Genomic DNA, 23,585 nt, shown 5'->3' with positions numbered 1-23,585 from the left:
GCCAGACCCAACAGGCAAGCGAAGCTTACTTGTTGATCTTGGTGACCTGGCCGGCGCCCACGGTCCGGCCACCCTCACGGATGGCGAACTTCAGGCCCTCTTCCATGGCGACCGGCTGGATGAGCTGGACGGACATCTCGGTGTTGTCGCCCGGCATGACCATCTCGGTGCCCTCGGGGAGGGTCACAACGCCCGTCACGTCCGTCGTACGGAAGTAGAACTGCGGACGGTAGTTGTTGAAGAACGGCGTGTGGCGGCCACCCTCGTCCTTGGACAGGATGTAGGCCTGGGCCTCGAACTCGGTGTGCGGCGTGACCGAACCGGGCTTGATGATGACCTGGCCGCGCTCGACGTCCTCGCGCTTGATGCCACGGAGGAGGAGACCGACGTTCTCACCGGCCTGGCCCTCGTCGAGCAGCTTGCGGAACATCTCGATGCCGGTGACCGTGGTGGTGGTCTTGTCCTGCTTGATGCCGATGATGTCGACGGTCTCGTTGACCTTGAGGACACCACGCTCGATGCGGCCGGTGACGACCGTACCGCGACCGGTGATCGTGAAGACGTCCTCGATCGGCATCAGGAACGGCTTGTCGACGTCGCGCTCCGGGGCCGGGATGGCCTCGTCGACGGCGTGCATGAGCTTGAGGACGGAGTCGCCCCACTCCTTGTCGCCCTCGAGCGCCTTGAGCGCCGAGACCTTGACGACCGGAACGTCGTCGCCCGGGAACTCGTACTCGGAGAGGAGCTCACGGACCTCGAGCTCGACGAGCTCCAGGATCTCCTCGTCGTCCACCATGTCGGCCTTGTTCAGGGCGACGACGATGTACGGAACGCCGACCTGGCGGGCCAGGAGCACGTGCTCCTTGGTCTGCGGCATCGGGCCGTCGGTGGCGGCGACCACGAGGATGGCGCCGTCCATCTGCGCGGCACCCGTGATCATGTTCTTGATGTAGTCCGCGTGACCCGGGCAGTCGACGTGGGCGTAGTGACGCGCCTCGGTCTGGTACTCGACGTGCGCGATGGAGATCGTGATACCGCGCTGGCGCTCCTCAGGAGCCTTGTCGATCTGGTCGAAGGCCGAGGCCTCGTTCAGGTCGGGGTACGCGTCGTGCAGCACCTTGGTAATGGCGGCCGTGAGGGTCGTCTTACCGTGGTCAATGTGACCGATGGTGCCGATGTTGACGTGCGGCTTAGTCCGCTCGAACTTCGCCTTCGCCACTGGGTCCTCCTGTGGAGTGGTTCTGTACGCCTTGCTTCATCGGCGCCAGGTGATCTTTGCTGGAAAGCCGGGTCCCCGGGGCATTTCGCGGCTGTTGCCGGGAAATGCCCCAAGAGCTCCGGAGTCAAGCCTAAAGCGTGAACTCTAGTGAGTTACTCGCCCTTGGCCTTCGCGATGATCTCCTCGGCGACGTTCCGCGGAACCTCGGCGTAGGAGTCGAACTGCATCGAGTAGCTCGCGCGACCCGACGTCTTGCTGCGGAGGTCTCCGACGTAGCCGAACATCTCCGACAGCGGGACCAGGCCCTTGACGAGGCGGGCGCCCATCCGCTCCTCCATGGCCTGAACCTGGCCACGACGGGAGTTGATGTCACCGATGACCTCGCCCATGTAGTCCTCGGGCGTGGTGACCTCGACGGCCATCATCGGCTCGAGGAGCACGGGACCGGCCTTACGAGCGGCCTCCTTGAACGCCTGCGAACCGGCGATCTTGAAGGCGAGCTCGGAGGAGTCGACCTCGTGGAAGGCACCGTCGAGCAGCGTGATGCGAACACCGGTCATCTCGTAACCGGCGAGGATGCCGAACTGCATGGCCTCCTGGCAGCCGGCGTCGACCGAAGGGATGTACTCCTTCGGGATGCGACCACCGGTCACCTTGTTCACGAACTCGTAGCTCGCGTCGCCACCCTCGATCGGCTCGATCGAGATCTGCACCTTGGCGAACTGGCCGGTACCACCAGTCTGCTTCTTGTGCGTGAAGTCGACCTTCTCGACCGTCTTGCGGATGGTCTCGCGGTACGCGACCTGCGGCTTGCCGACGTTGGCCTCGACCTTGAACTCCCGCTTCATGCGGTCGACAAGGACGTCGAGGTGGAGCTCGCCCATACCACCGATGATGGTCTGGCCGGTCTCCTCGTCCGAGTGCACCTGGAAGGAGGGGTCCTCCTCCGCGAGACGCTGGATGGCGACACCCAGCTTCTCCTGGTCACCCTTGGACTTGGGCTCGATGGCGACCTGAATGACCGGCGCCGGGAAGTCCATGGACTCCAGGATGACCGGGTTCTTGTCGTCGGACAGCGTCTCACCGGTGGTGGTCTGCTTCAGGCCCATGACGGCGACGATGTCACCGGCGCCCACCGACGCGATCTCCTCACGCTTGTTGGCGTGCATGCGGTAGATCTTGCCGATGCGCTCCTTCTTGCCCTTGACGGAGTTCAGCACCGCGGTGCCGGCCTCCAGGCGACCCGAGTAAACCCGGATGAAGGTGAGCTTGCCGAGGTGCGGGTCGCTCGCGATCTTGAACGCGAGGGCCGCCAGCGGCTCGTCCTCGGACGGCTTGCGCGCGATGACCTTCTCCGGGTCCTTCACGTCGTGACCCTCGATGGAGTCGACGTCAAGGGGGGTCGGCAGGTAGCGCACGACCGCGTCGAGCAGGGGCTGAACGCCCTTGTTCTTGAACGCGGTACCGCAGAAGACCGGGGTGACGGTCGTGTCGGCGGACTTGCCGGACGCGATGGTGATGCGACGGATCGCGGCGTACAGCTGCTCCACGGTGGGCTCGGTGCCCTCCAGGTACAGCTCCATCATGTCCTCGTCGTTCTCCGCGACGGCCTCAAGGAGCTTGCCGCGGTACTCGTCCGCCGCCTCCTTGTGCGTGTCGGGGATCTCGACGGTGTCGTAGGCCTCGCCCTTGGCGGCCTCGGCCGACCAGACGTACGCCTTCATCGTGACGAGGTCGACGACACCCTGGAAGTCGGCCTCGGCCCCGATGGGGAGCTGCATGACGAGCGGCTGGGCGCCCAGGCGGTCCGAGATCATGTCCACGCAGCGGTGGAACTCGGCGCCGGTACGGTCCAGCTTGTTGACGAAGCAGATGCGCGGCACGCCGTAACGGTCGGCCTGACGCCACACCGTCTCGGACTGCGGCTCGACACCGGCCACACCGTCGAACACCGTCACGGCACCATCGAGCACACGCAGGGAGCGCTCCACCTCAACGGTGAAGTCGACGTGCCCCGGGGTGTCGATGATGTTGATCGTGTAGTCGTTGTTCTCGAGCGGCCAGTGGCAGGTGGTGGCAGCGGACGTGATCGTGATGCCACGCTCCTGCTCCTGCTCCATCCAGTCCATCGTGGCGGCGCCGTCGTGGACCTCACCGATCTTGTACGAAACGCCGGTGTAGAACAGGATCCGCTCGGTGGTGGTCGTCTTGCCCGCGTCGATGTGGGCCATGATGCCGATGTTGCGCACCTTGGCCAGGTCAAGCGAAGTGGTAGCCATAAGGCTTCAGTCTTCTCTCGGTCTCGATGTGGGTTGCGACTACCAGCGGTAGTGCGCGAAGGCCTTGTTGGACTCGGCCATCTTGTGCGTGTCCTCGCGCTTCTTCACGGCTGCGCCGAGGCCGTTGGAGGCGTCGAGCAGCTCGTTCATCAGACGCTCGGTCATCGTCTTCTCGCGGCGAGCGCGCGAGTAGCCGACGAGCCAGCGGAGCGCGAGGGTGTTGGCGCGGCCGGGCTTGACCTCAACCGGAACCTGGTAGGTCGCGCCACCGACACGGCGGGACTTGACCTCGAGGGTCGGCTTGATGTTCTCGAGCGCGCGCTTGAGCGTGATGACCGGGTCGTTGCCCGACTTCTCACGCAGGCCCTCCATGGCGCCGTACACGATGCGCTCGGCGGTGGAGCGCTTGCCGTTCAGCAGCACCTTGTTGATGAGGGAGGTCACCAGAGGAGAACCGTAGACCGGGTCGATGATGACCGGGCGCTTCGGGGCGGGGCCCTTACGAGGCATTCTTACTTCTCCTTCTTGGCGCCGTAGCGGCTGCGGGCCTGCTTGCGGTTCTTGACACCCTGGGTGTCAAGCGAACCGCGGATGATCTTGTAGCGAACACCGGGCAGGTCCTTCACACGGCCACCGCGCACGAGCACGATGGAGTGCTCCTGCAGGTTGTGTCCCTCACCCGGAATGTAGGCCGTGACCTCGATGCCGCTGGTCAGACGCACACGCGCGACCTTACGGAGGGCCGAGTTCGGCTTCTTCGGGGTGGTCGTGAACACACGCGTGCAGACGCCACGGCGCTGGGGCGAACCCTCGAGTGCGGGCGTCTTGTTCTTCTCGACCTTGTCCTGCCGGCCCTTCCGGACCAGCTGCTGGATCGTAGGCACTACTTCTCCGGTTTCTGTGTGCCGAGTAGTAAAGCTAACCTGGAACTTTCCCGACCCACGCGGTCGGGTGTGTCGAATGCTGCAGACCCCCACCGAAGGCGGGAAGGCGGCAGATTGCGGTGGCCATGATCGGACTCGCCGTGCGGCTGTTGACACGCACACGAGCCCAGGCACACCCCAGGCACAAGGTCTGAGCGTACCTATCTCATACGCTGTGGTCAAAACAAATACCCCGGAGCCAGGACACGCCGGGCGCGGTCACCCCTCGCCGCTGGCCCCGGCAATGATCATCGCGGTGATGAACAGCGCCCACCCCGCGATGGCCAGCCACCCGAGCACGAGCCCGCCGACCGCCATCCCGTCCCCGGAATCGCCCCGCTCCCGGATCTCCTTGCGGGCCATGTGCCCCAGGATCACCGCGGGCAGCGCGGTGCCGCCCATCGAGAAGAACGTGCCGACACCGCAGACCAGCGCCCCGACGGCCTTGCCATTGGTGGGCGGAGGCGGCGGCAGGAACGTCCGGGGCACGCCCATCATCGGCATCGGCAGCTGCTGCTGAGGCGTGGGCCCCTGCGGCAGGTCGGCGACGAGACTCGTCAACTCCCCCACGGTGCGCGCCCCATAGGCCCGCTCGATCCGCCGCTCGTACTCGCCCTGCTGCAACCGCCCCTCGGCGAACCCCGCACGCAGCACGTCGACCGCGCGCTCCCGGTCGGCGTGCGCGGCCAGCATGGACGGCTGCTGTCCGGGCCACGGAGCCGGCTGCCACTGCGGATTCGACACGAGACCACTCCCCCGGCACAGACACGTTGTGGCGTCCATCATGCGGCACTACGCCACAGGGCGGCCACCCCGGATTACCCGGAGTGACCGCCCTGCGGTTTCAAGCAGCTGCTCGCTTACTGGTTGTACGGACCGTAGTCGTAGTCCTCCAGCGGAACGGCCTGGCCGGAGCCGGTGCCGAACGGCGAGTAGTCGATGTCGTCGTAGCCGACGGCCGAGTACATCGCGGCCTTGGCCTCCTCGGTGGGCTCCACCCGGATGTTGCGGTAGCGGGACAGGCCCGTACCGGCCGGGATGAGCTTACCGATGATGACGTTCTCCTTGAGGCCGATGAGGCTGTCGGACTTGGCGTTGATCGCCGCATCCGTCAGGACTCGGGTCGTCTCCTGGAAGGAGGCGGCCGACAGCCAGGACTCCGTCGCCAGCGAGGCCTTGGTGATACCCATCAGCTGCGGACGGCCGGAGGCGGGGTGACCGCCCTCGGTGACCACACGACGGTTCTCGCCCTCGAACTTCGCACGCTCGACGAGCTCGCCGGGCAGCAGCTCGGCGTCGCCGGACTCGATGATCGTCACGCGGCGCAGCATCTGCCGGATGATGATCTCGATGTGCTTGTCGTGGATCGACACACCCTGCGAGTTGTAGACCTTCTGGACCTCGCCGACCAGGTGCACCTGGACCGCACGCTGGCCGAGAATGCGCAGCACGTCGTGCGGGTTGGTGGCACCGACGGTCAGCTTCTGGCCGACCTCGACGTGGTCGCCCTCGCCCACGAGTAGACGGGCACGCTTCGAGATCGGGAACGCCGTCTCGTCGCTGCCGTCGTCCGGGGTGACGACGAGCTTCTTGGTCTTCTCGGTCTCCTCGATGCGGACGCGGCCCGCGGCCTCGGAGATCGGGGCGACACCCTTCGGCGTACGAGCCTCGAAGAGCTCGACGACACGGGGCAGACCCTGGGTGATGTCGTCACCGGCCACACCACCGGTGTGGAAGGTACGCATCGTCAGCTGGGTACCGGGCTCACCGATGGACTGGGCGGCGATGATGCCGACCGCCTCACCGATGTCGACCAGCTTGCCGGTGGCCAGCGAACGGCCGTAGCAGAAGGCACAGGTGCCGACGGCCGACTCGCAGGTCAGGACGGAGCGGGTCTTGACGACCTCGATGCCGTGCTTGACCAGCTGGTCGATGAGCACGTCGCCCAGGTCGACATTGGCCGGCGCGATGACCTTGCCGTCGACGACGACGTCCTCGGCCAGCATGCGGGCGTAGACGCTGGTCTCGACGTCCTCGGTCTTGCGCAGCACACCGTCGGCGCCGCGCTCCGCGATCTGGAGCTTGAGGCCGCGGTCGGTGCCGCAGTCCTCCTCGCGAATGATGACGTCCTGCGAGACGTCGACCAGACGACGGGTGAGGTAACCGGAGTCGGCGGTACGCAGAGCGGTGTCCGCGAGACCCTTACGAGCACCGTGAGTCGAGATGAAGTACTCAAGCACCGACAGGCCCTCACGGAAGGAGGCCTTAATCGGACGCGGGATCGTCTCGTTCTTGGCGTTCGACACCAGACCACGCATACCGGCGATCTGACGCATCTGCATCATGTTTCCTCGGGCACCCGAGTCAACCATCATGAAGATGGGGTTGGTCTTCGGGAAGTTCGCGTTCATCGCCTCGGAGACCTCGTTGGTCGCCTTGGTCCAGATCGCGATGAGCTCCTGAGTGCGCTCTTCCTTCGTGATGAGACCGCGCTCGTACTGCTTCTGGACCTTCTCGTCCTGCGCCTCGTAGCCCGCGACGATCTCCTTCTTCGCCTCGGGAACGACGACGTCGGAGATGGCCACGGTGACACCGGAACGGGTCGCCCAGAAGAAGCCCGCCGCCTTCAGGTTGTCGAGCGTCGCCGCCACGATGACCTTGGGGTAGCGCTCGGCCAGGTCGTTGACGATCTCGGAGAGCTGCTTCTTGCCCACCGAGTAGTCGACGAACGGGTAGTCCTCGGGCAGCAGCTCGTTGAAGAGCGCGCGGCCCAGCGTCGTACGCAGCCGGAAGCTGTCACCCGGCTGGTACTCGGGCTCGCCCTCCTCGGCGGCCGGCGGCGTCCAGCCACGCGGCGGCATGGTGCCCACCGGGAAGCGGATGTCGATCGGCGACTGCAGCGCGAGCTCGCCGGCGTCGAACGCCATGATCGCCTCGGCCACGGAACCGAACGCGCGGTTCTCGCCCTTGGTGTCACGGAGGTCGCCGTCGGTGGTGAGGAAGAACAGACCCAGGACCATGTCCTGCGTCGGCATCGTCACCGGACGGCCGTCGGCGGGCTTGAGGATGTTGTTCGAGGACAGCATCAGGATGCGGGCCTCGGCCTGCGCCTCCGCGGACAGCGGCAGGTGCACGGCCATCTGGTCACCGTCGAAGTCCGCGTTGAACGCGGTGCAGACGAGCGGGTGGATCTGAATGGCCTTGCCCTCGACCAGCTGCGGCTCGAAGGCCTGGATGCCGAGGCGGTGCAGGGTGGGAGCACGGTTCAGCAGAACCGGGTGCTCGGCGATGACCTCTTCGAGGACGTCGTACACGACCGTGCGGCCGCGCTCCACCATGCGCTTGGCGCTCTTGATGTTCTGCGCGTGGTTCAGGTCGACCAGGCGCTTCATCACGAACGGCTTGAAGAGCTCCAGCGCCATGGCCTTCGGCAGACCACACTGGTGCAGCTTCAGCTGCGGACCGACGACGATGACGGAACGCGCGGAGTAGTCCACACGCTTACCGAGCAGGTTCTGACGGAAACGACCCTGCTTACCCTTCAGCATGTCGCTGAGGGACTTCAGCGGGCGGTTGCCCGGACCCGTCACCGGGCGACCACGACGACCGTTGTCGAAGAGGGCGTCAACAGCCTCCTGAAGCATGCGCTTCTCGTTGTTGACGATGATCTCCGGAGCGCCCAGGTCCAGCAGACGCTTCAGACGGTTGTTGCGGTTGATCACGCGGCGGTACAGGTCGTTCAGGTCGGAGGTCGCGAAGCGGCCACCGTCCAGCTGCACCATCGGACGCAGGTCCGGCGGGATGACCGGGACGCAGTCCAGAACCATGCCCTTGGGGCTGTTGCTGGTCTGCAGGAACGCGGAGACGACCTTGAGGCGCTTGAGCGCGCGGGTCTTCTTCTGGCCCTTGCCGGTACGGATGATCTCGCGGAGCTTCTCGGCCTCTTCCTCGAGGTCGAAGGTCTCCAGGCGCTTCTGCAGCGCCGCGGCACCCATCGAACCGTCGAAGTACGTGCCGAAACGGTCACGCAGCTCGCGGTAGAGCAGCTCGTCGCCCTCGAGGTCCTGGACCTTGAGGTTCTTGAAGCGCGACCACACCTCGTCGAGGCGGTCGATCTCGCGCTGCGCACGGTCGCGCAGCTGCTTCATCTCGCGCTCGGCACCTTCGCGCACCTTGCGGCGCACGTCGGCCTTGGCGCCCTCGGCCTCAAGCTCGGCGAGGTCCGTCTCGAGCTTCTTGGCGCGGGCCTCCAGGTCGGAGTCGCGGCGGTTCTCGATCTGCTGACGCTCGACCTGGACGTGCGCCTCGAGGGAGGGCAGGTCGCGGGTGCGGCGCTCCTCGTCGACGTACGTGATCATGTACGCCGCGAAGTAGATGACCTTCTCGAGGTCCTTGGGGGCGAGGTCGAGCAGGTAGCCCAGACGCGACGGAACGCCCTTGAAGTACCAGATGTGCGTGACGGGGGCGGCCAGCTCGATGTGGCCCATCCGCTCACGACGCACCTTGGCGCGGGTGACCTCCACGCCGCAGCGCTCGCAGATGATGCCCTTGAAGCGGACGCGCTTGTACTTGCCGCAGTAGCACTCCCAGTCCCGGGTCGGACCGAAGATCTTCTCGCAGAAGAGTCCGTCCTTTTCGGGCTTGAGGGTGCGGTAGTTGATGGTCTCGGGCTTCTTGACCTCGCCGTGGCTCCACTGACGGATGTCGTCAGCGGTGGCCAGACCGATCCGGAGCTCATCGAAGAAGTTGACGTCGAGCACTATGCGTCAATCCCTCTCAGGGTTGTAAGTCTGTGGTCTGAAACGGGGGTCGAGGGGTCGGCGGGGGCCCGTTTCCGGGCCCCTACCGGACTCCCGTCAGACCTCTTCGACGCTGCTCGGCTCGCGCCGCGACAGGTCGATGCCGAGCTCCTCCGCAGCGCGGAAGACGTCCTCGTCGGTGTCGCGCATCTCGATGGACATGCCGTCCGAGGACAGCACCTCCACGTTGAGGCACAGGGACTGCATTTCCTTGATGAGCACCTTGAAGGACTCGGGAATGCCGGGCTCGGGGATGTTCTCGCCCTTGACGATGGCCTCGTAGACCTTCACGCGGCCGGTGACGTCGTCGGACTTGATGGTCAGCAGCTCCTGGAGGGCGTAAGCGGCGCCGTACGCCTCCAGCGCCCACACCTCCATCTCACCGAAGCGCTGGCCACCGAACTGAGCCTTACCACCCAGCGGCTGCTGGGTGATCATCGAGTACGGACCGGTCGACCGGGCGTGCAGCTTGTCGTCGACCAGGTGGTGCAGCTTGAGGATGTACATGTACCCGACCGAGATCGGGTCCGGGAACGGCTCGCCGGAGCGGCCGTCGAACAGCCTCGCCTTACCGGACGGGAGGACCATGCGGTCGCCGTCGCGGTTCGGGGTGGTGTGCTCGAGCAGACCCGCGAGCTCGTCCTCACGCGCACCGTCGAAGACCGGGGTCGCGACGTTCGTACGCGCCTCGACCTGGTCGGCGCCGATCGCCTGGAGGCGCTGGGCCCACTCGTCGGCGAGGCCGGAGACGTCCCAGCCCTGGCTGGCGAGCCAGCCGAGGTGGATCTCCAGGACCTGTCCCGGGTTCATTCGGGACGGCACACCCAGGGGGTTGAGGATGATGTCGACCGGGGTGCCGTCCTCCAGGAACGGCATGTCCTCGATCGGGTTGATCTTCGAGATGACGCCCTTGTTGCCGTGACGTCCTGCGAGCTTGTCACCGTCGGTGATCTTGCGCTTCTGGGCCACGTAGACACGAACCAGCTGGTTCACGCCCGGCGGCAGCTCGTCGCCCTCTTCACGGTCGAAGACGCGGACGCCGATGACCTTGCCGGTCTCGCCGTGCGGCACCTTCAGGGAGGTGTCACGGACCTCGCGGGCCTTCTCACCGAAGATGGCGCGCAGCAGACGCTCCTCCGGCGTCAGCTCGGTCTCACCCTTCGGGGTCACCTTGCCGACGAGGATGTCGCCGGCGATGACCTCGGCACCGATGCGGATGATGCCGCGCTCGTCGAGGTCGGCGAGGACCTCCTCGGAGACGTTCGGGATGTCCCGGGTGATCTCCTCCGGGCCGAGCTTGGTGTCACGGGCGTCGACCTCGTGCTCTTCGATGTGGATCGAAGAGAGCACGTCATCCTGGACGAGCCGCTGGCTCAGGATGATGGCGTCCTCGTAGTTGTGACCCTCCCACGGCATGAAGGCGACAAGAAGGTTCTTGCCGAGCGCCATCTCGCCCTCTTCGGTCGCGGGACCGTCGGCCAGGACCTGGCCGGTGATGATCCGCGCGCCCTCGTCCACGACGACCTTCTGGTTCACAGAGGTGCCCTGGTTGGAGCGGGAGAACTTCGACAGGCGGTACGTGGTGTACGTGCCGTCGTCGTTGGCGGTCGTGATGTAGTCCGCGGAGACCTCCTGGACCACACCGTCCTTGTCGGCCTTGAGTACGTCGCCGGCGTCGGTGGCGCAGCGGTACTCCATGCCGGTGCCGACGAGCGGCGCCTCGGACTTAATCAGCGGCACGGCCTGACGCATCATGTTCGCGCCCATGAGGGCACGGTTGGCGTCGTCGTGCTCGAGGAACGGAATCATCGCGGTCGCGACCGACACCATCTGGCGCGGCGAGACGTCCATGTAGTCGACGTCGTCCCCGGGGACGTAGTCGACCTCTCCGCCACGGCGGCGGACCAGGACGCGGGCCTCGGCGAAGTGGAGCTCCTCCGTCAGCGGCGCGTTGGCCTGCGCGATGACGAAGCGGTCCTCCTCGTCGGCCGTCAGGTAGTCGACGTCGTCGGTGACGACACCGTCGACGACCTTGCGGTACGGCGTCTCGATGAAGCCGAACGGGTTGATGCGGCCGTACGAGGCGAGCGAACCGATGAGACCAATGTTGGGACCTTCAGGGGTCTCAATCGGGCACATGCGGCCGTAGTGCGACGGGTGCACGTCTCGGACCTCGAAGCCCGCCCGCTCACGGGACAGACCACCCGGGCCGAGGGCGTTCAGACGACGCTTGTGCGTCAGCCCCGACAGCGGGTTGTTCTGGTCCATGAACTGGGACAGCTGCGAGGTACCGAAGAACTCCTTGATCGACGCCACGACCGGGCGGATGTTGATCAGGGTCTGCGGCGTGATCGCCTCGACGTCCTGCGTCGTCATGCGCTCGCGCACGACGCGCTCCATACGAGCCAGACCCGTACGGACCTGGTTCTGGATGAGCTCGCCGACGTTACGGATACGACGGTTGCCGAAGTGGTCGATGTCGTCGGTCTCGACGACGATCTCGCGGCCCGACTCGCCCACCGTCTCGGTCTCGCCCGCGTGGAGCTTCACCAGGTACTTGATGGTGGCGATGACGTCGTCGGTCGTGAGCACGCCGGCGTCCAGCGGCTCTTCGGCACCGAGCTTCTTGTTCACCTTGTAGCGGCCGACCTTCGCGAGGTCGTAGCGCTTCGGGTTGAAGTAGAGGTTCTCGAGCAGCGTCTGCGCGGCCTCGCGCGTGGGCGGCTCGCCCGGACGCAGCTTGCGGTAGATGTCGAGCAGCGCGTCGTCCTGGCCCTGGGTGTGGTCCTTCTCCAGGGTGGCGCGCATGGACTCGTACTCGCCGAACTCCTCCAGGATCTGCTCGGTCGTCCAACCGAGAGCCTTCAGGAGAACGGTGACGGACTGCTTGCGCTTGCGGTCGATGCGCACACCGACCATGTCGCGCTTGTCGATCTCCATCTCCAGCCAGGCACCCCGGGACGGGATGATCTTGGCGGAGAAGATGTCCTTGTCGGACGTCTTGTCGATGGAGGAGTCGAAGTAGACACCGGGCGAACGGACGAGCTGCGACACCACGACACGCTCGGTGCCGTTGATGACGAAGGTGCCCTTGTTCGTCATGAGCGGGAAGTCGCCCATGAAGACCGTCTGGGACTTGATCTCGCCGGTCTCGTTGTTGGTGAATTCAGCGGTGACGAAGAGCGGAGCCGCGTACGTGAAGTCGCGCTCCTTGCACTCGTCGATCGAGTTCTTCGGCGGCTCGAAGCGGTGGTCGCGGAAGGTCAGGGACATCGACCCGGAGAAGTCCTCGATCGGGGAGATCTCCTCGAAGATCTCCTCCAGACCGGACTTCGTGGGGACGTCGTGACCCGACTCCAGAGCCTCCTCGACCCGACTCTGCCAAGCGGTGTTGCCGAGCAGCCAGTCAAAGCTCTCGGTCTGCAGCGCGAGCAGGTTCGGAACCTCGAGAGGCTCCTTGATCTTTGCAAAGGAGATGCGCAGCGGGGCGGTGCTGGCGCCGTTGTTCGTATTCGCGGTCGAGGCGTTGCGCGAGGCGGCCAAGAGGGGGTCCTTCCGAGGGCTCGGACTCACTACGCGCGTACCGGTCCCAAGCCATACAACGGGACAGAGCCCCTGATCTGGCATATGGCCAGGTCAGAGCCGGTTCAATCCACGGTGCTGAGGCGAGGGCATGCCCCTGGTGACGGGCAGGGAGCAGCTAACAGGCAGCGCAAAGGGACAGTGTAGCCAGAAGGCCCACTGATGTCCAGTGCGGGTTTTTTGAGACCCTCGTTGTTCTCAACCGTTCACCGTCTGCGGCGTGCCCTGTGCGCTGAGCGCACATCCTTACTGCCCTCTTCGCCGTCGATCCATGCCTCGGATCCGGATCGTTGTGACGACGCGTCCTGAGAATTGCGCGCTGCGTGCTGTTCGTCAAGGCCCCCTCTTGGCCGAACAGGGGTGGCGCCAGGCACAACGAAGATCACCATACTCTGCGCGACCGACAGCGCAAGGCACCCTCGGCCTGCGAGCCAGACAACGCCGAAGGGCGACCACCCAACTGGGTGATCGCCCTTCGGTACCTCGGTGTTACAGCTCCCGGGGAAGCAGTTTCACCTGAAGAAGAGTCGGCTGACTCGAAGAGGTAATTACTTGACCTCGACGGTGGCGCCGGCGCCCTCGAGCTGCTCCTTGGCCTTCTCGGCAGCGTCCTTGGCGACCTTCTCGAGGACCGGCTTCGGGGTGCCGTCGACGAGGTCCTTGGCCTCCTTGAGGCCCAGGGAGGTGAGCTCGCGCACGACCTTGATGACCTGGATCTTCTTGTCGCCGGCGCCGGTGAGGACGACGTCGAACTCGTCCTGCTCCTCGGCGGCCTCGGCGGCGGCGCCACCAGCGGCACCACCGGCGACGACGACCGGGGCGGCAGCCGCGGCCTCGACGTCGAACTTCTCCTCGAAGGCCTTCACGAACTCGGAGAGCTCGATGAGGGTCATCTCCTCGAACTGCGCAAGCAGCTCGTCCTGGGTGAGCTTCGCCATGATGGCGGTCCTTCCACTAAATCGGCAGGTGCCGGATGTACTGGGTGAGGCGGGCGTATGCCTATCGGCATTACTTCGTAGACGTTCGGCCCGCTGCGATCCCTGCCGCCCGGTCAGGCGGCGAGGATCAGAAAGCGAGCCGAATTACTCGGCACCGCCCTGCTCGTCCTGCTTGGCACGGAGCGCGTCCACGGTGCGGACGAGCTTCGTCGGCAGCGCGTTGAAGACGGAGGCAGCCTGCGACTGCTTCGCCTTGAAGGCACCGGCCAGCTTGGAGAGCAGAACCTCGCGGGACTCGAGGTCCGCAAGCTTCTTGATCTCGTCGGCGGACAGCGCCTTGCCGTCAAGGACACCGCCCTTGATGACGAGGTTCGGGTTGTCCTTGGCGAAGTCACGAAGACCCTTCGCCGACTCCACCGGGTCACCGGTGACGAAGGCAACCGCCGTCGGACCCGCGAAGAGGTCGTCCAGCGCGTTGATCCCGGCCTCGTTGGCCGCGATCTTGGTCAGCGTGTTCTTCACCACGGCGTACTCGGAGTTCTCACCGAGCGAACGGCGCAGCTGCTTGAGCTGGGCCACGGTGAGACCCCGGTACTCGGTCAGCACGGCGGCGTTCGAGCTGCGGAACTTGTCCGTGAGCTCGGCTACCGCGGCAGCCTTGTCGGGCGTCGGCATAGAGCGTCAGCCTCCTTCCGGGTGATGAGGACCGCTCGCAAGGAGGCTGGGGAAAACGAAACGCCCCGGCGCAGGCGCACGGGGCGTGAGCTCGACCATCACGGACGAATCCGGGAGGGAGCACTTCCACAGTCACCTGCGCGGGTCGTCCGCAGTTTCAGCGGATCCTTCGGCCACCGAACTCTCTTGCGAGCGCACGGCAACGACCAGCGGTCTTTGGCTTCTGTGGAAGGTTAAGCGAAGAGGTGCTTGTCAAGCAAATCCGGTCAGACCCCGCTGTCGAGTCCCGTGGATCCGGTGGAACCGGCCCCGCTTCCGGCGCCCTTGCCCAGCTCCTTGAGCATCTTCATCATGTCGAAGGTCTGGTCGGCGGGCGGCGTGGCGGCCTTCACCGCGGCGCCGTAGTCGGAGAACTTCTCCGAGACCTGGACGGCGCCCTGCGAGCTGTCCATCGTGACGTCGAGCCGGACCGGCAGGTTGTCCTTGTTGATCCACAGCTCGGTGTCGTAGTTCTTGATCCCGGCCTGCTTGACGGTCTTGAGCAGCTGGCTGCGGTCGGACTTGCTGAGGACCTTCAGCGAGTCGTTCTTCGACATCATCTCGTCGACCGTCAGCTTGCCCTTGTAGTGCTCCGTCTGCTCGCCGTCGACGGTGGCGGAGCCGAGGTGCTTCAGGTTGGGCGAGTCGAGCAGGACGGCGATCTGCTGTGCAGGGCTCTGGCTCGTGCTGTCCAGGCCGCCGGTCAGCTGCCGCGCCATCTTCTCGTCGCCGGACTCCTTGGCGATGGCCGCGATGTCCATCTTCATCCAGCGCTTGCCCTCCATCTGCTTGGCAGCGGCGGCGCCCATGTCCATGTACATCACGTTGTCCTGCATGACCATGCGGATGCTCTTGGGCGCGGTCGCGCCACCGGAGGCGAGCGCGGAGCCCGACATCGTCATATCCATGACGGTCGGGTCCCAGCCCATGACACCGGACATCTTCATGTCACCGCCGCCCTGGGCCGCGGTCGGCGTCTTCATGGTCATCTCGACCTTGGCGGACTTGGCCGCGGAGGTCTTCTTGTACGCGGCCGTGACGGCCTGCGCGACCGACTGGGACCCCGTCCCGGAGGCCTTCTTCTCGCCACCCTCGTCGCCCCCGCCACAGGCGGCGACGGCCGAACACAGCAGAGCGGTCGCGGCGGCGGCGCCCGCCACACGTCGTACGGAAACAGTCATCTCGAATCCCACCCCTTGGCGTTTCTGATCTGCTCGCACGATATCGGACGCCTCGGACAGCCCACCCACAGCTTTATCCGGCCCCCGTGACGTCCGCGAAGTCGACGGTGTCGCGATCCGCCGGCCGCTGGGCCCGGGCCGGGGCGCCGTAGTCGCGGTAGTGGACGGTCCCGGTGAAGTCGCCCGCGCGCTGGGTGCGCCGCACCAGAAGCTGCCTCGCGTCGAGCCATACGTCGATGTGCTGGCGCCCTGAGGTGCCCCGGTAGTGCGTGGTCCGCGTGCCGCGCACGGTCTCCCGCCCCACCCGGTGGACGTCCTTCGCCCCGGCGAGCGACTTGAGGGCGTCGGCCGGGGTGAGGTCGCTCCGGGTGTCGTACGCGTGCCGGATCCAGCGCCGTCCGCCCTGGAGCTCGGCGAACCTTGCGCTCATGCGCGTGTAGTAGGCGTCCGGAAGGTAGCGCGTCTGGGACGGGTCGCCGCCCAACTCGCGCATGGAGGAGGCGAGTTCGCCACCCGTGACGCGCAGGGTCAGAGTGCCTTCGACGCCGTCCGACCAGTCGAGCGCCCCGGTGCTTCGCGAGGTCAGGCGCTTGCCGGTGGTCATCGTCGCGTCGACGCGGGCCGAGCCCGCCGAGGCGACCTGCTGCCGGGCCGTACGCAGCGCTGTGCGCGCCTCGTGGCTCTCGTGGGCCTCGTGCTCCGGCGCCCCGCCGCAAGCGGTCATGAGGACCCCCGTGACGGCAAGGCCCACCACGCGCGCGTACCTCGGCATTCGCTGCTCCCCCGGTCGGTCACCGCGAAGCTAGCCCAAGCCCGCCTTCGTAGGGGCCGGAAAAGCGGAACGGGCCCCGCACCTCGGAAGGTGCGGGGCCCGTCGCCGACTTCAGCGAGCCTTAAGGGGCTCAGACCGCGGCCGGGTCCTCCTCGACGAGGAGGTTGCGGGTGCGGTTCGGGTCAAGCTGGATGCCGGGGCCCATCGTGGTGGAGATGGCGGCCTTCTTGACGTAGCGACCCTTGGCGGCGGACGGCTTCAGACGGAGGATCTCCTCCAGGGCCGCGCCGTAGTTCTCCACCAGCTTGGCGTCGTCGAAGGACACCTTGCCGATGATGAAGTGCAGGTTCGCGTGCTTGTCGACGCGGAACTCGATCTTGCCGCCCTTGATCTCGGTCACGGCCTTGGCCACGTCCGGGGTCACGGTGCCGGTCTTCGGGTTCGGCATGAGGCCACGCGGACCGAGCACGCGGCCGAGGCGGCCGACCTTGCCCATGAGGTCCGGGGTGGCGACAACGGCGTCGAACTCGTTCAGCCGGTCGCCCTTGGCGATCTCGGCGATGAGCTCGTCGGAGCCGACGATGTCGGCGCCCGCGGCTTCCGCGGCCGCAGCACGGTCACCGGTCGCGAAGACCAGGACCCGGGCGGTCTTGCCGGTGCCGTGCGGCAGGTTCACGGTGCCACGGACCATCTGGTCGGCCTTGCGCGGGTCAACGCCCAGACGGAAGGCGACCTCGACGGTGCCGTCAAACTTCGAGGTGGAGGTCTCCTTGGCGAGACGGACGGCCTCGAGCGGGGCGTAGAGCTTGGCCCCGTCGACCTTGGCGTCCGCAGCGCGGAGAGACTTGCTGCGCTTGCTCACTTGCTTCTCCTGAGTTCTAGAGGAGTCGTGGTGCGGGCCGAGCAGGCCCTGCCACGGATGGATCTGCGAGGTGGAGGTCAGCCCTCGACCGTGACGCCCATGGAACGGGCGGTGCCGGCGATGATCTTGGACGCGGCGTCCAGGTCATTGGCGTTGAGGTCGGGCATCTTGGTGGTGGCGATCTCGCGGACCTGCGCCTCGGTGATCTTGGCGACCTTGGTCTTGTGCGGCTCGCCGGAGCCCTTCTCGACACCAGCGGCCTTGAGGATCATCTTCGCGGCCGGCGGGGTCTTGGTGATGAAGGTGAAGGAACGGTCCTCGTAGACCGTGATCTCCACCGGGATGACCCAACCGCGCTGCGACTCGGTCGCGGCGTTGTAGGCCTTGCAGAACTCCATGATGTTCACGCCGTGCTGGCCCAGCGCGGGGCCGACAGGCGGGGCCGGGTTGGCGGCGCCGGCCTGGATCTGGAGCTTGATCAGCCCCGTGACCTTCTTCTTCTTGGGAGGCATGTGCTCTCTCTCCGGGTCTTAGTGAGAGTGTTCAGCCGCCATCCTCGGAGACGATCGTTGGGATCATCCGGATGGAGGCATACCGCACAACGATAACGGGTATCCATGCGCGGCTAAAAACCGAGCAGGTCAGACGGGCTGTGCAGCCCGCCTGACCTGTTCGGAAGCTTGTGCCCAGAAGGAACCTTTCAGGCCCGGACGGGGCTAGTTCTTCTGGATCTGGTCGAAGCTCAGCTCGACCGGGGTCTCGCGGCCGAAGATCTCGACGAGGCCCTTGACCTTCTTCGAGTCGGCGTTGATCTCGTTGATCGTCGCCTGCAGCGTCGCGAACGGGCCGTCGGTGACGGTGACCGCGTCGCCCACCTCGAAGTCCAGGACCTGGACCTCGACCTTGCGCTGCGGCGCCGGCTTGCCCTCGGACTCGGCGGCCTCACGGGCGGCCTTCTCCTCGGCCTCCGGGGCGAGCATCTTGACGATCTCGTCCAGGGTCAGCGGGTACGGGTCGTAGGCGTTGCCCACGAAGCCGGTGACGCCCGGCGTGTTGCGGACGACGCCCCAGGACTCGTTCGTCAGGTCCATGCGGACGAGCACGTAGCCGGGCAGCTTGTTCTGCCGGACGTTCTTGCGCTCGCCGTTCTTGATCTGGACGATCTCTTCCTCGGGGACTTCAGCCTGGTAGATGAATTCCTCGACGTTGAGCGAGACGGCACGCTGCTCCAGGTTCGCCTTCACGCGCTTCTCGTAGCCCGCGTAGGTGTGGATGACGTACCAGTCGCCGGGCAGGAACCGGAGTTCCTCGCGGAGGGCGGCGATCGGGTCGACCTGCTCCTCGACGGCTTCCTCGGCGGCGATCTCGGCCTCTACGGCCTTGTCCTCGGCGTCGTCGACGTCGGTGTCGCCGTCGGCCTCGACCTCGAGGGCGGCTTCCTCGGCGGGCTCACCGGCGGCGATGTCGGCAGCCTCGGCCTGGTCCGGCTCCTCGGCGTCCGCAGCCTCGACGATGTCGAGCTCGTCCTCAACGGACTCGACCGGCTCGATCGCCTCGTTCAGGTTCGGGTCAGACACTGTGGCTGCTTCTTCCTGGATACATAGGGGTGGAACATGCGAAAGGGGCGCCGGACACGGCGCCCTCCGCTTTCGGCTCAGCCGAAGACGTACTTGACAAGGTGGTTGAAGCCATAGTCAATCACGGTCACAAGACCGATCATGATGACGACGAACACAATCACCACTGTGGTGTACGTCGAGAGCTGACTGCGAGTCGGCCAGACGACCTTGCGGAGTTCCGCGACGACCTGGCGGTAGAAGAGTGCGAGGCGGCCGAAGGGACCCTTCTTGCCGCGCTTGCCGCCCTTGCGGGCCTTCTTGGACTCCGGCGCCTCAGCATCAGGCTTGTCGATGGAGCCCACGGCGTCCGTCACTCGTCCTCACCTGATTCCGGGTCGTGGCCGTGCCGCGCCCGGTGGAGCCGCACGGCGGTGCATTGCAGTACGTACATGCGCACACATCCTGGCGAAGGTGTGTGTAGCAGGGCCGGAGGGACTTGAACCCCCAACCGCTGGTTTTGGAGACCAGTGCTCTACCAATTGAGCTACGACCCTTTGTCTCCCCCAACGTACCGCATCCGCCCCGACGCACGGAGTGCAGTCGGAAGGCGCGGCCGCTGAAGGCCAACGAGCAGTGAGTGTACGTGTTCCGGAGCCCTAGGTCGAACGAGCAACATCCGCCTGTGGATCAAGGACGGTTTCCACGCTCTTCGAAACCCGTGTGCCGGGCGGGTTTCCGGTCTGGAACGATGGGGTTATGAGCGCTGCAACTCCTTCTCCGTCCGCAGGTTCCTCTCCCACCGAGCGCCGGGTGTCGGCCCGCGTCGGCTCCATCTCCGAGTCCGCGACCCTCGCCGTCGACGCCAAGGCCAAGGCCCTCAAGGCCGCCGGGCGCCCGGTGATCGGCTTCGGCGCCGGTGAGCCCGACTTCCCGACGCCGGACTACGTGGTCGAGGCGGCCATCGAGGCCTGCAAGAACCCGAAGTTCCACCGCTACACCCCGGCCGGCGGTCTGCCCGAGCTGAAGGCCGCGATCGCCGCGAAGACGCTGCGCGACTCCGGCTACGAGGTCGACGCCTCGCAGATCCTGGTGACGAACGGCGGCAAGCAGGCCATCTACGAGGCGTTCGCCGCGATCCTCGACCCGGGCGACGAGGTCATCGTCCCGGCCCCGTACTGGACCACCTACCCGGAGTCGATCCGCCTCGCGGGCGGTGTGCCGGTGGAGGTCGTCGCCGACGAGACGACCGGCTACCGCGTCTCCGTGGAGCAGCTGGAGGCCGCGCGCACCGAGCGCACGAAGGTCGTCCTGTTCGTGTCGCCGTCGAACCCGACGGGTGCCGTCTACAGCGAGGCCGACGCGGAGGCCATCGGCCGCTGGGCCGTGGAGCACGGCCTGTGGGTGATGACGGACGAGATCTACGAGCACCTCGTCTACGGAGACGCGAAGTTCACGTCGCTGCCCGCGCTTCTTCCGGAGCTGCGCGACAAGTGCATCGTGGTCAACGGTGTGGCGAAGACGTATGCGATGACCGGCTGGCGCGTCGGGTGGATCGTCGGCCCGAAGGACGTCGTGAAGGCCGCGACGAACCTGCAGTCGCACGCCACGTCGAACGTCTCCAACGTGGCGCAGGCGGCCGCGCTCGCCGCCGTGTCCGGGGACCTGACGGCCGTGGAGAAGATGCGCGAGGCCTTCGACCGGCGTCGTAAGACGATCGTGCGGATGCTCAACGAGATCGACGGCATCCTCTGCCCGGAGCCCGAGGGCGCGTTCTACGCGTACCCGTCGGTGAAGGGGCTGCTCGGCAAGGAGATCCGCGGCAAGCGTCCGCAGGACTCCGTCGAGCTCGCCGCGCTCATCCTGGAGGAGGCCGAGGTCGCGGTGGTTCCGGGCGAGGCCTTCGGTACGCCGGGTTACCTGCGCCTGTCGTACGCGCTCGGTGACGAGGACCTCGTCGAAGGCGTCTCCCGCGTCCAGAAGCTGCTCGCCGAGGCGCGCGACTGATTCGCGCTGCTACGTAGTTCTCGGTTCTGCGTAAGCGGGCCGTCTCCCTACGGAGGCGGCCCGCTTGTTCGTTCGGGCGAGGCCCCGAAGGTGGAAAGGCGCTACCGGTACTACAGGTGCGTACGGCAGGATCTTGGGATGGAGCGTGTACGTGATGTCCGTCAATTGCCGAAGGCCCACCTGCATCTGCACTTCACCGGGTCGATGCGGCCCACAACCCTGCTGGAACTCGCCGACAAGTACGGCGTGCGGCTCCCGGAGGCGCTGACCGGGGCCGAGCCGCCGAAGCTGCGGGCCACGGACGAGCGCGGCTGGTTCCGCTTTCAGCGGCTCTACGACGCGGCGCGTGCCTGTCTGCGGGCTCCTGAGGACATTCAGCGGCTTGTGCGGGAGGCCGCGGAGGAGGACATCGCGGACGGTGGCGGCTGGCTGGAGATCCAGGTCGACCCGACGTCGTACGCGCCGATGCTGGGCGGTCTTATCCCGGCCCTGGAGGTCATCCTCGACGCCGTCGACAGCGCCCAGCGGGAGACCGGGCTCGGGATGCGCGTCCTGGTCGCCGCGAACCGTATGAAGCACCCTCTGGACGCCCGTACGCTGGCGCGGCTCGCGGTGCGGTACGCGGACCGGGGCATCGTAGGGTTCGGGCTCTCCAACGACGAACGGCGGGGTATGGCGCGGGACTTCGACCGGGCCTTCCACATCGCGCGCGAGGGCGGGCTGCTCTCGGCGCCGCACGGGGGCGAGCTGACCGGGCCCTCGTCCGTGCGCGACTGCCTCGACGACCTGGACGCCACGCGGGTCGGCCACGGAGTGCGGGCCGCCGAGGACCCGCGGCTCCTGAAGCGGCTCGCGGACGGCGGTGTGACCTGTGAGGTGTGCCCGGCCTCGAACGTCGCGCTCGGCGTCTACGAGAAGCCCGAGGACGTACCGCTGCGCACCCTTTACGAAGCCGGGGTGCCGATGGCGCTCGGCGCGGACGACCCGCTCCTGTTCGGCTCACGGCTCGCCGCCCAGTACGACATCGCGCGCCGCCACCACGGCTTCTCCGACGCCGAACTGGCCGAACTGGCCCGTCAGTCGGTGCGCGGCTCCGCGGCGCCGGAGAACGTCAAGGAGAAGCTTCTGAGCGGTGTGGAGGAGTGGCTGGCCGCCTGAGCTACACCACCTCCGGCTGGTGCGCGAAGAGCACAGCATGGAGTTCGGCGCCTCCCCGCCTCCATCCCGTTCGAACTCCTTACAGACCGGGCAACGCGTGTCCTCGTAGACATGGACGACCGTCTCCGCCTTCGGTGAGGCGACCACGACGGCCGTGCCATCGCCGTCCATCCGCTCGGGCAGCTTCGCCACCGAGGTGTAATGAATGATCCCCTCCCCTGAGGTGAGGGGACTTTATGCGATTCCCGTAAGGAGGGTGCGCGCGATCCCGGACGCGAACTCGTCCACCGGCTGGGGTGGCTTGCGGTCCGGGGACATCTCGTAGGCGAAGGCGCGCTGGGAGCACGCCCCCAGGAGGAGCGAGGCCGCCGCGTGCGTATCGGCTTTCGGGGCGATGCGGCCGGCCTGTTGCTCGGCTCGCAAGTAGGCGGCGAGGCCCTGGATGGGCTTGTGCGGGCCTGTGCCCAGTTCGCGCATCACTTCTTCGTGGCGGCGCTTGAGCTTGGGTTCCGCGTACAAGGACGCGGCCATCGGGAAGGTCTGCTCGTAGAAGAGCGCCGCTTCGCGGGCGATGTCGGTGAGGTTCTGCTCGACCGTGCGGTCCGGGTCCCCCGCGCCTTCTGTAAGGAGGCGGCCCAAGAGGGAGCCCAGCTTCGGAAGGCGCTCGTTGAGCACCGTCACGAAGAGTTCCTCCTTGTTGGCGAAGTACTTGTAGAGCGCCGCTTCGGAGCAGCCCGCCGCCTTGGCGATCTCCTTGGTGGTCGTACGGGCGAGACCGATGCTCAGCATGAGTTCGTGGGCCGCTTCGACGATGCGGACACGGGCCGGCTTCTGGTCCATGTGGGCTCCAACCAAGCTTGACGCGGGGGTGAGTGCTCACTCACCCTAAAGGTGAATCGAGGTGAGCGAATACTCACCCACTGTGCATCGCGCGCCTGGAGGTACGCCATGAAGCTCACGGTTTTCGGTGCGACGGGCGGGATCGGACAGGAGATCGTCAAGCAGGCCCTGGCGGCCGGGCACGAGGTCACGGCGGTGGTCCGTGATCCCGCCCGGCTCACGGTGACCGGCGAGCGCCTGGAGGTGGTCCGCGCCGACCTGACGGACTCTGAGGCGCTGCGGCGCGCTGTCGCTGGGCGCGACGCGGTGCTCTCCGGGCTCGGCGCCCGCAAGAAGGCGGACGCGGGCGTCGCGACCCGGCTGACGAGGACCGTCCTGAAGGCCGTGGAGGCCGAGGGCACCCGTCGGCTGCTCGTGGTCAGCGCGGCCCCTGTCGGCCCGCAGCCCTCGGAGGCATCGGTCCTGGACCGCGCCATCTACAAAGTGATGCTCACTGCCCTGAAGGACGTGTACGCCGACCTGACCGCCATGGAGGAAGCGCTGGCGGCCAGTGCGACGGACTGGACCTCGGTGCGCCCGCCCCGCCTTCTGAACAGGCCGCTGACCGGCTCCTACCGCAAGGTGGTGGGCGGCTTCCCGCGCGCGGGCCGCATGATCGCCCGCGCGGACGTGGCGCACGCGATGCTGGCGATGGTGGACGACCCGGCGACGGTGAAACAGGGCGTCGGGGTCGCCTACTGAGGCCCTACGGGGGC

Annotated in this window: 19 protein-coding genes, 1 tRNA gene and 1 pseudogene; 3 read left to right on the top strand and 18 right to left on the bottom strand. The window is 66.6% G+C overall.

The window, feature by feature from the left end; translation table 11 throughout:
- Positions 1 to 25 precede the first annotated feature (25 nt).
- The 16 genes from tuf to RBJ65_RS02295 all read right to left on the bottom strand — a co-directional run bounded on the left by tuf (position 26) and on the right by RBJ65_RS02295 (position 19,382).
- Positions 26 to 1,219 carry an elongation factor Tu gene (gene tuf / locus RBJ65_RS02370; protein ID WP_306320956.1) on the bottom strand — a complete coding sequence of 398 codons (1,194 nt, stop codon included), beginning with the start codon at positions 1,217 to 1,219 and terminating at the stop codon, positions 26 to 28.
- 152 nt (positions 1,220 to 1,371) lie between these two features.
- A complete protein-coding gene (gene fusA, locus RBJ65_RS02365; protein ID WP_306320955.1) occupies positions 1,372 to 3,498 on the bottom strand; it encodes an elongation factor G in 2,127 nt (708 codons plus the stop codon).
- A 39-nt stretch (positions 3,499 to 3,537) separates the two neighbouring features.
- On the bottom strand, positions 3,538 to 4,008 hold the full coding sequence (gene rpsG, locus RBJ65_RS02360; RefSeq protein ID WP_111663838.1) for a 30S ribosomal protein S7: 471 nt from the start codon (positions 4,006 to 4,008) through the stop codon (positions 3,538 to 3,540).
- A 2-nt stretch (positions 4,009 to 4,010) separates the two neighbouring features.
- Positions 4,011 to 4,382, bottom strand: a complete 372-nt coding sequence (gene rpsL, locus RBJ65_RS02355) for a 30S ribosomal protein S12 (RefSeq protein WP_003948652.1) — start codon at positions 4,380 to 4,382, stop codon at positions 4,011 to 4,013.
- Positions 4,383 to 4,640: 258 nt separating this feature from the next.
- Positions 4,641 to 5,165, bottom strand: coding sequence for a DUF1707 and DUF4190 domain-containing protein (locus RBJ65_RS02350; RefSeq protein WP_306320954.1), 525 nt, complete (start codon positions 5,163 to 5,165; stop codon positions 4,641 to 4,643).
- 116 nt (positions 5,166 to 5,281) lie between these two features.
- Positions 5,282 to 9,181 carry a DNA-directed RNA polymerase subunit beta' gene (locus RBJ65_RS02345; protein WP_306320953.1) on the bottom strand — a complete coding sequence of 1,300 codons (3,900 nt, stop codon included), beginning with the start codon at positions 9,179 to 9,181 and terminating at the stop codon, positions 5,282 to 5,284.
- 96 nt (positions 9,182 to 9,277) lie between these two features.
- The gene (gene rpoB / locus RBJ65_RS02340; RefSeq protein ID WP_306320952.1) at positions 9,278 to 12,763 is read right to left on the bottom strand and encodes a DNA-directed RNA polymerase subunit beta; all 3,486 of its coding nucleotides are present in this window, start codon (positions 12,761 to 12,763) and stop codon (positions 9,278 to 9,280) included.
- Positions 12,764 to 13,350: 587 nt separating this feature from the next.
- Positions 13,351 to 13,740, bottom strand: coding sequence for a 50S ribosomal protein L7/L12 (gene rplL, locus RBJ65_RS02335; protein ID WP_306320951.1), 390 nt, complete (start codon positions 13,738 to 13,740; stop codon positions 13,351 to 13,353).
- 144 nt (positions 13,741 to 13,884) lie between these two features.
- Positions 13,885 to 14,415, bottom strand: coding sequence for a 50S ribosomal protein L10 (rplJ, locus tag RBJ65_RS02330; RefSeq protein ID WP_306320950.1), 531 nt, complete (start codon positions 14,413 to 14,415; stop codon positions 13,885 to 13,887).
- A gap of 266 nt (positions 14,416 to 14,681) precedes the next feature.
- Positions 14,682 to 15,635: a hypothetical protein gene (locus RBJ65_RS02325; RefSeq protein WP_306320949.1), complete on the bottom strand. Its 954-nt coding sequence runs from the start codon at positions 15,633 to 15,635 to the stop codon at positions 14,682 to 14,684.
- 73 nt (positions 15,636 to 15,708) lie between these two features.
- Complete coding sequence (locus RBJ65_RS02320) at positions 15,709 to 16,407, bottom strand: hypothetical protein (protein WP_306320948.1); 699 nt, start codon at positions 16,405 to 16,407, stop codon at positions 15,709 to 15,711.
- 130 nt (positions 16,408 to 16,537) lie between these two features.
- Entirely contained in the window at positions 16,538 to 17,269 is a 732-nt protein-coding gene (gene rplA / locus RBJ65_RS02315; protein WP_306320947.1) for a 50S ribosomal protein L1, read from the bottom strand.
- A 77-nt stretch (positions 17,270 to 17,346) separates the two neighbouring features.
- Positions 17,347 to 17,781: a 50S ribosomal protein L11 gene (rplK, locus tag RBJ65_RS02310; protein WP_040252631.1), complete on the bottom strand. Its 435-nt coding sequence runs from the start codon at positions 17,779 to 17,781 to the stop codon at positions 17,347 to 17,349.
- Positions 17,782 to 17,985: 204 nt separating this feature from the next.
- Complete coding sequence (nusG, locus tag RBJ65_RS02305) at positions 17,986 to 18,846, bottom strand: transcription termination/antitermination protein NusG (RefSeq protein ID WP_306320946.1); 861 nt, start codon at positions 18,844 to 18,846, stop codon at positions 17,986 to 17,988.
- A gap of 77 nt (positions 18,847 to 18,923) precedes the next feature.
- A complete protein-coding gene (gene secE / locus RBJ65_RS02300) occupies positions 18,924 to 19,202 on the bottom strand; it encodes a preprotein translocase subunit SecE (RefSeq protein WP_306320945.1) in 279 nt (92 codons plus the stop codon).
- 107 nt (positions 19,203 to 19,309) lie between these two features.
- Positions 19,310 to 19,382, bottom strand: a tRNA-Trp gene (locus RBJ65_RS02295).
- A gap of 202 nt (positions 19,383 to 19,584) precedes the next feature.
- Here RBJ65_RS02295 and RBJ65_RS02290 point away from each other — a divergent pair.
- On the top strand, positions 19,585 to 20,832 hold the full coding sequence (locus RBJ65_RS02290; RefSeq protein WP_306320944.1) for a pyridoxal phosphate-dependent aminotransferase: 1,248 nt from the start codon (positions 19,585 to 19,587) through the stop codon (positions 20,830 to 20,832).
- Between the two features lie 138 nt (positions 20,833 to 20,970).
- The gene (locus RBJ65_RS02285) at positions 20,971 to 21,990 is read left to right on the top strand and encodes an adenosine deaminase (protein WP_306320943.1); all 1,020 of its coding nucleotides are present in this window, start codon (positions 20,971 to 20,973) and stop codon (positions 21,988 to 21,990) included.
- Positions 21,991 to 22,095: 105 nt separating this feature from the next.
- Here RBJ65_RS02285 and RBJ65_RS02280 read toward each other — a convergent pair.
- A pseudogene (locus RBJ65_RS02280) lies at positions 22,096 to 22,161 on the bottom strand (hypothetical protein); the annotation flags it as partial.
- Positions 22,162 to 22,224: 63 nt separating this feature from the next.
- Positions 22,225 to 22,830 (bottom strand): TetR/AcrR family transcriptional regulator, encoded by a 606-nt coding sequence (locus RBJ65_RS02275; protein ID WP_306320942.1) that lies wholly within the window; start codon positions 22,828 to 22,830, stop codon positions 22,225 to 22,227.
- Positions 22,831 to 22,938: 108 nt separating this feature from the next.
- Here RBJ65_RS02275 and RBJ65_RS02270 point away from each other — a divergent pair, with 108 nt between their 5' ends.
- Positions 22,939 to 23,571 carry an NAD(P)-dependent oxidoreductase gene (locus RBJ65_RS02270; RefSeq protein WP_306320941.1) on the top strand — a complete coding sequence of 211 codons (633 nt, stop codon included), beginning with the start codon at positions 22,939 to 22,941 and terminating at the stop codon, positions 23,569 to 23,571.
- Positions 23,572 to 23,585 lie beyond the last annotated feature (14 nt).

This window comes from Streptomyces sp. KL109B, from assembly GCF_030766935.1.
Taxonomy (GTDB): domain Bacteria; phylum Actinomycetota; class Actinomycetes; order Streptomycetales; family Streptomycetaceae; genus Streptomyces.
The sequence above is the reverse complement of the archived record's forward strand: the minus strand, read 5'-3'. Positions and strand labels throughout refer to the sequence as shown.

What these genes read in the sequence shown, in the direction of transcription:
- fusA (WP_306320955.1), bottom strand. Translation starts at nt 3,498, where the DNA reads ATGGCTACCACTTCGCTTGACCTGGCCAAGGTGCGCAACATCGGCATC.
- rpsG (WP_111663838.1), bottom strand. Translation starts at nt 4,008, where the DNA reads ATGCCTCGTAAGGGCCCCGCCCCGAAGCGCCCGGTCATCATCGACCCG.
- rplL (WP_306320951.1), bottom strand. Translation starts at nt 13,740, where the DNA reads ATGGCGAAGCTCACCCAGGACGAGCTGCTTGCGCAGTTCGAGGAGATG.
- rplJ (WP_306320950.1), bottom strand. Translation starts at nt 14,415, where the DNA reads ATGCCGACGCCCGACAAGGCTGCCGCGGTAGCCGAGCTCACGGACAAG.
- RBJ65_RS02325 (WP_306320949.1), bottom strand. Translation starts at nt 15,635, where the DNA reads ATGACTGTTTCCGTACGACGTGTGGCGGGCGCCGCCGCCGCGACCGCT.
- RBJ65_RS02320 (WP_306320948.1), bottom strand. Translation starts at nt 16,407, where the DNA reads ATGCCGAGGTACGCGCGCGTGGTGGGCCTTGCCGTCACGGGGGTCCTC.
- rplK (WP_040252631.1), bottom strand. Translation starts at nt 17,781, where the DNA reads ATGCCTCCCAAGAAGAAGAAGGTCACGGGGCTGATCAAGCTCCAGATC.
- RBJ65_RS02290 (WP_306320944.1), top strand. Translation starts at nt 19,585, where the DNA reads ATGAGCGCTGCAACTCCTTCTCCGTCCGCAGGTTCCTCTCCCACCGAG.
- RBJ65_RS02285 (WP_306320943.1), top strand. Translation starts at nt 20,971, where the DNA reads ATGGAGCGTGTACGTGATGTCCGTCAATTGCCGAAGGCCCACCTGCAT.
- RBJ65_RS02275 (WP_306320942.1), bottom strand. Translation starts at nt 22,830, where the DNA reads ATGGACCAGAAGCCGGCCCGTGTCCGCATCGTCGAAGCGGCCCACGAA.
- RBJ65_RS02270 (WP_306320941.1), top strand. Translation starts at nt 22,939, where the DNA reads ATGAAGCTCACGGTTTTCGGTGCGACGGGCGGGATCGGACAGGAGATC.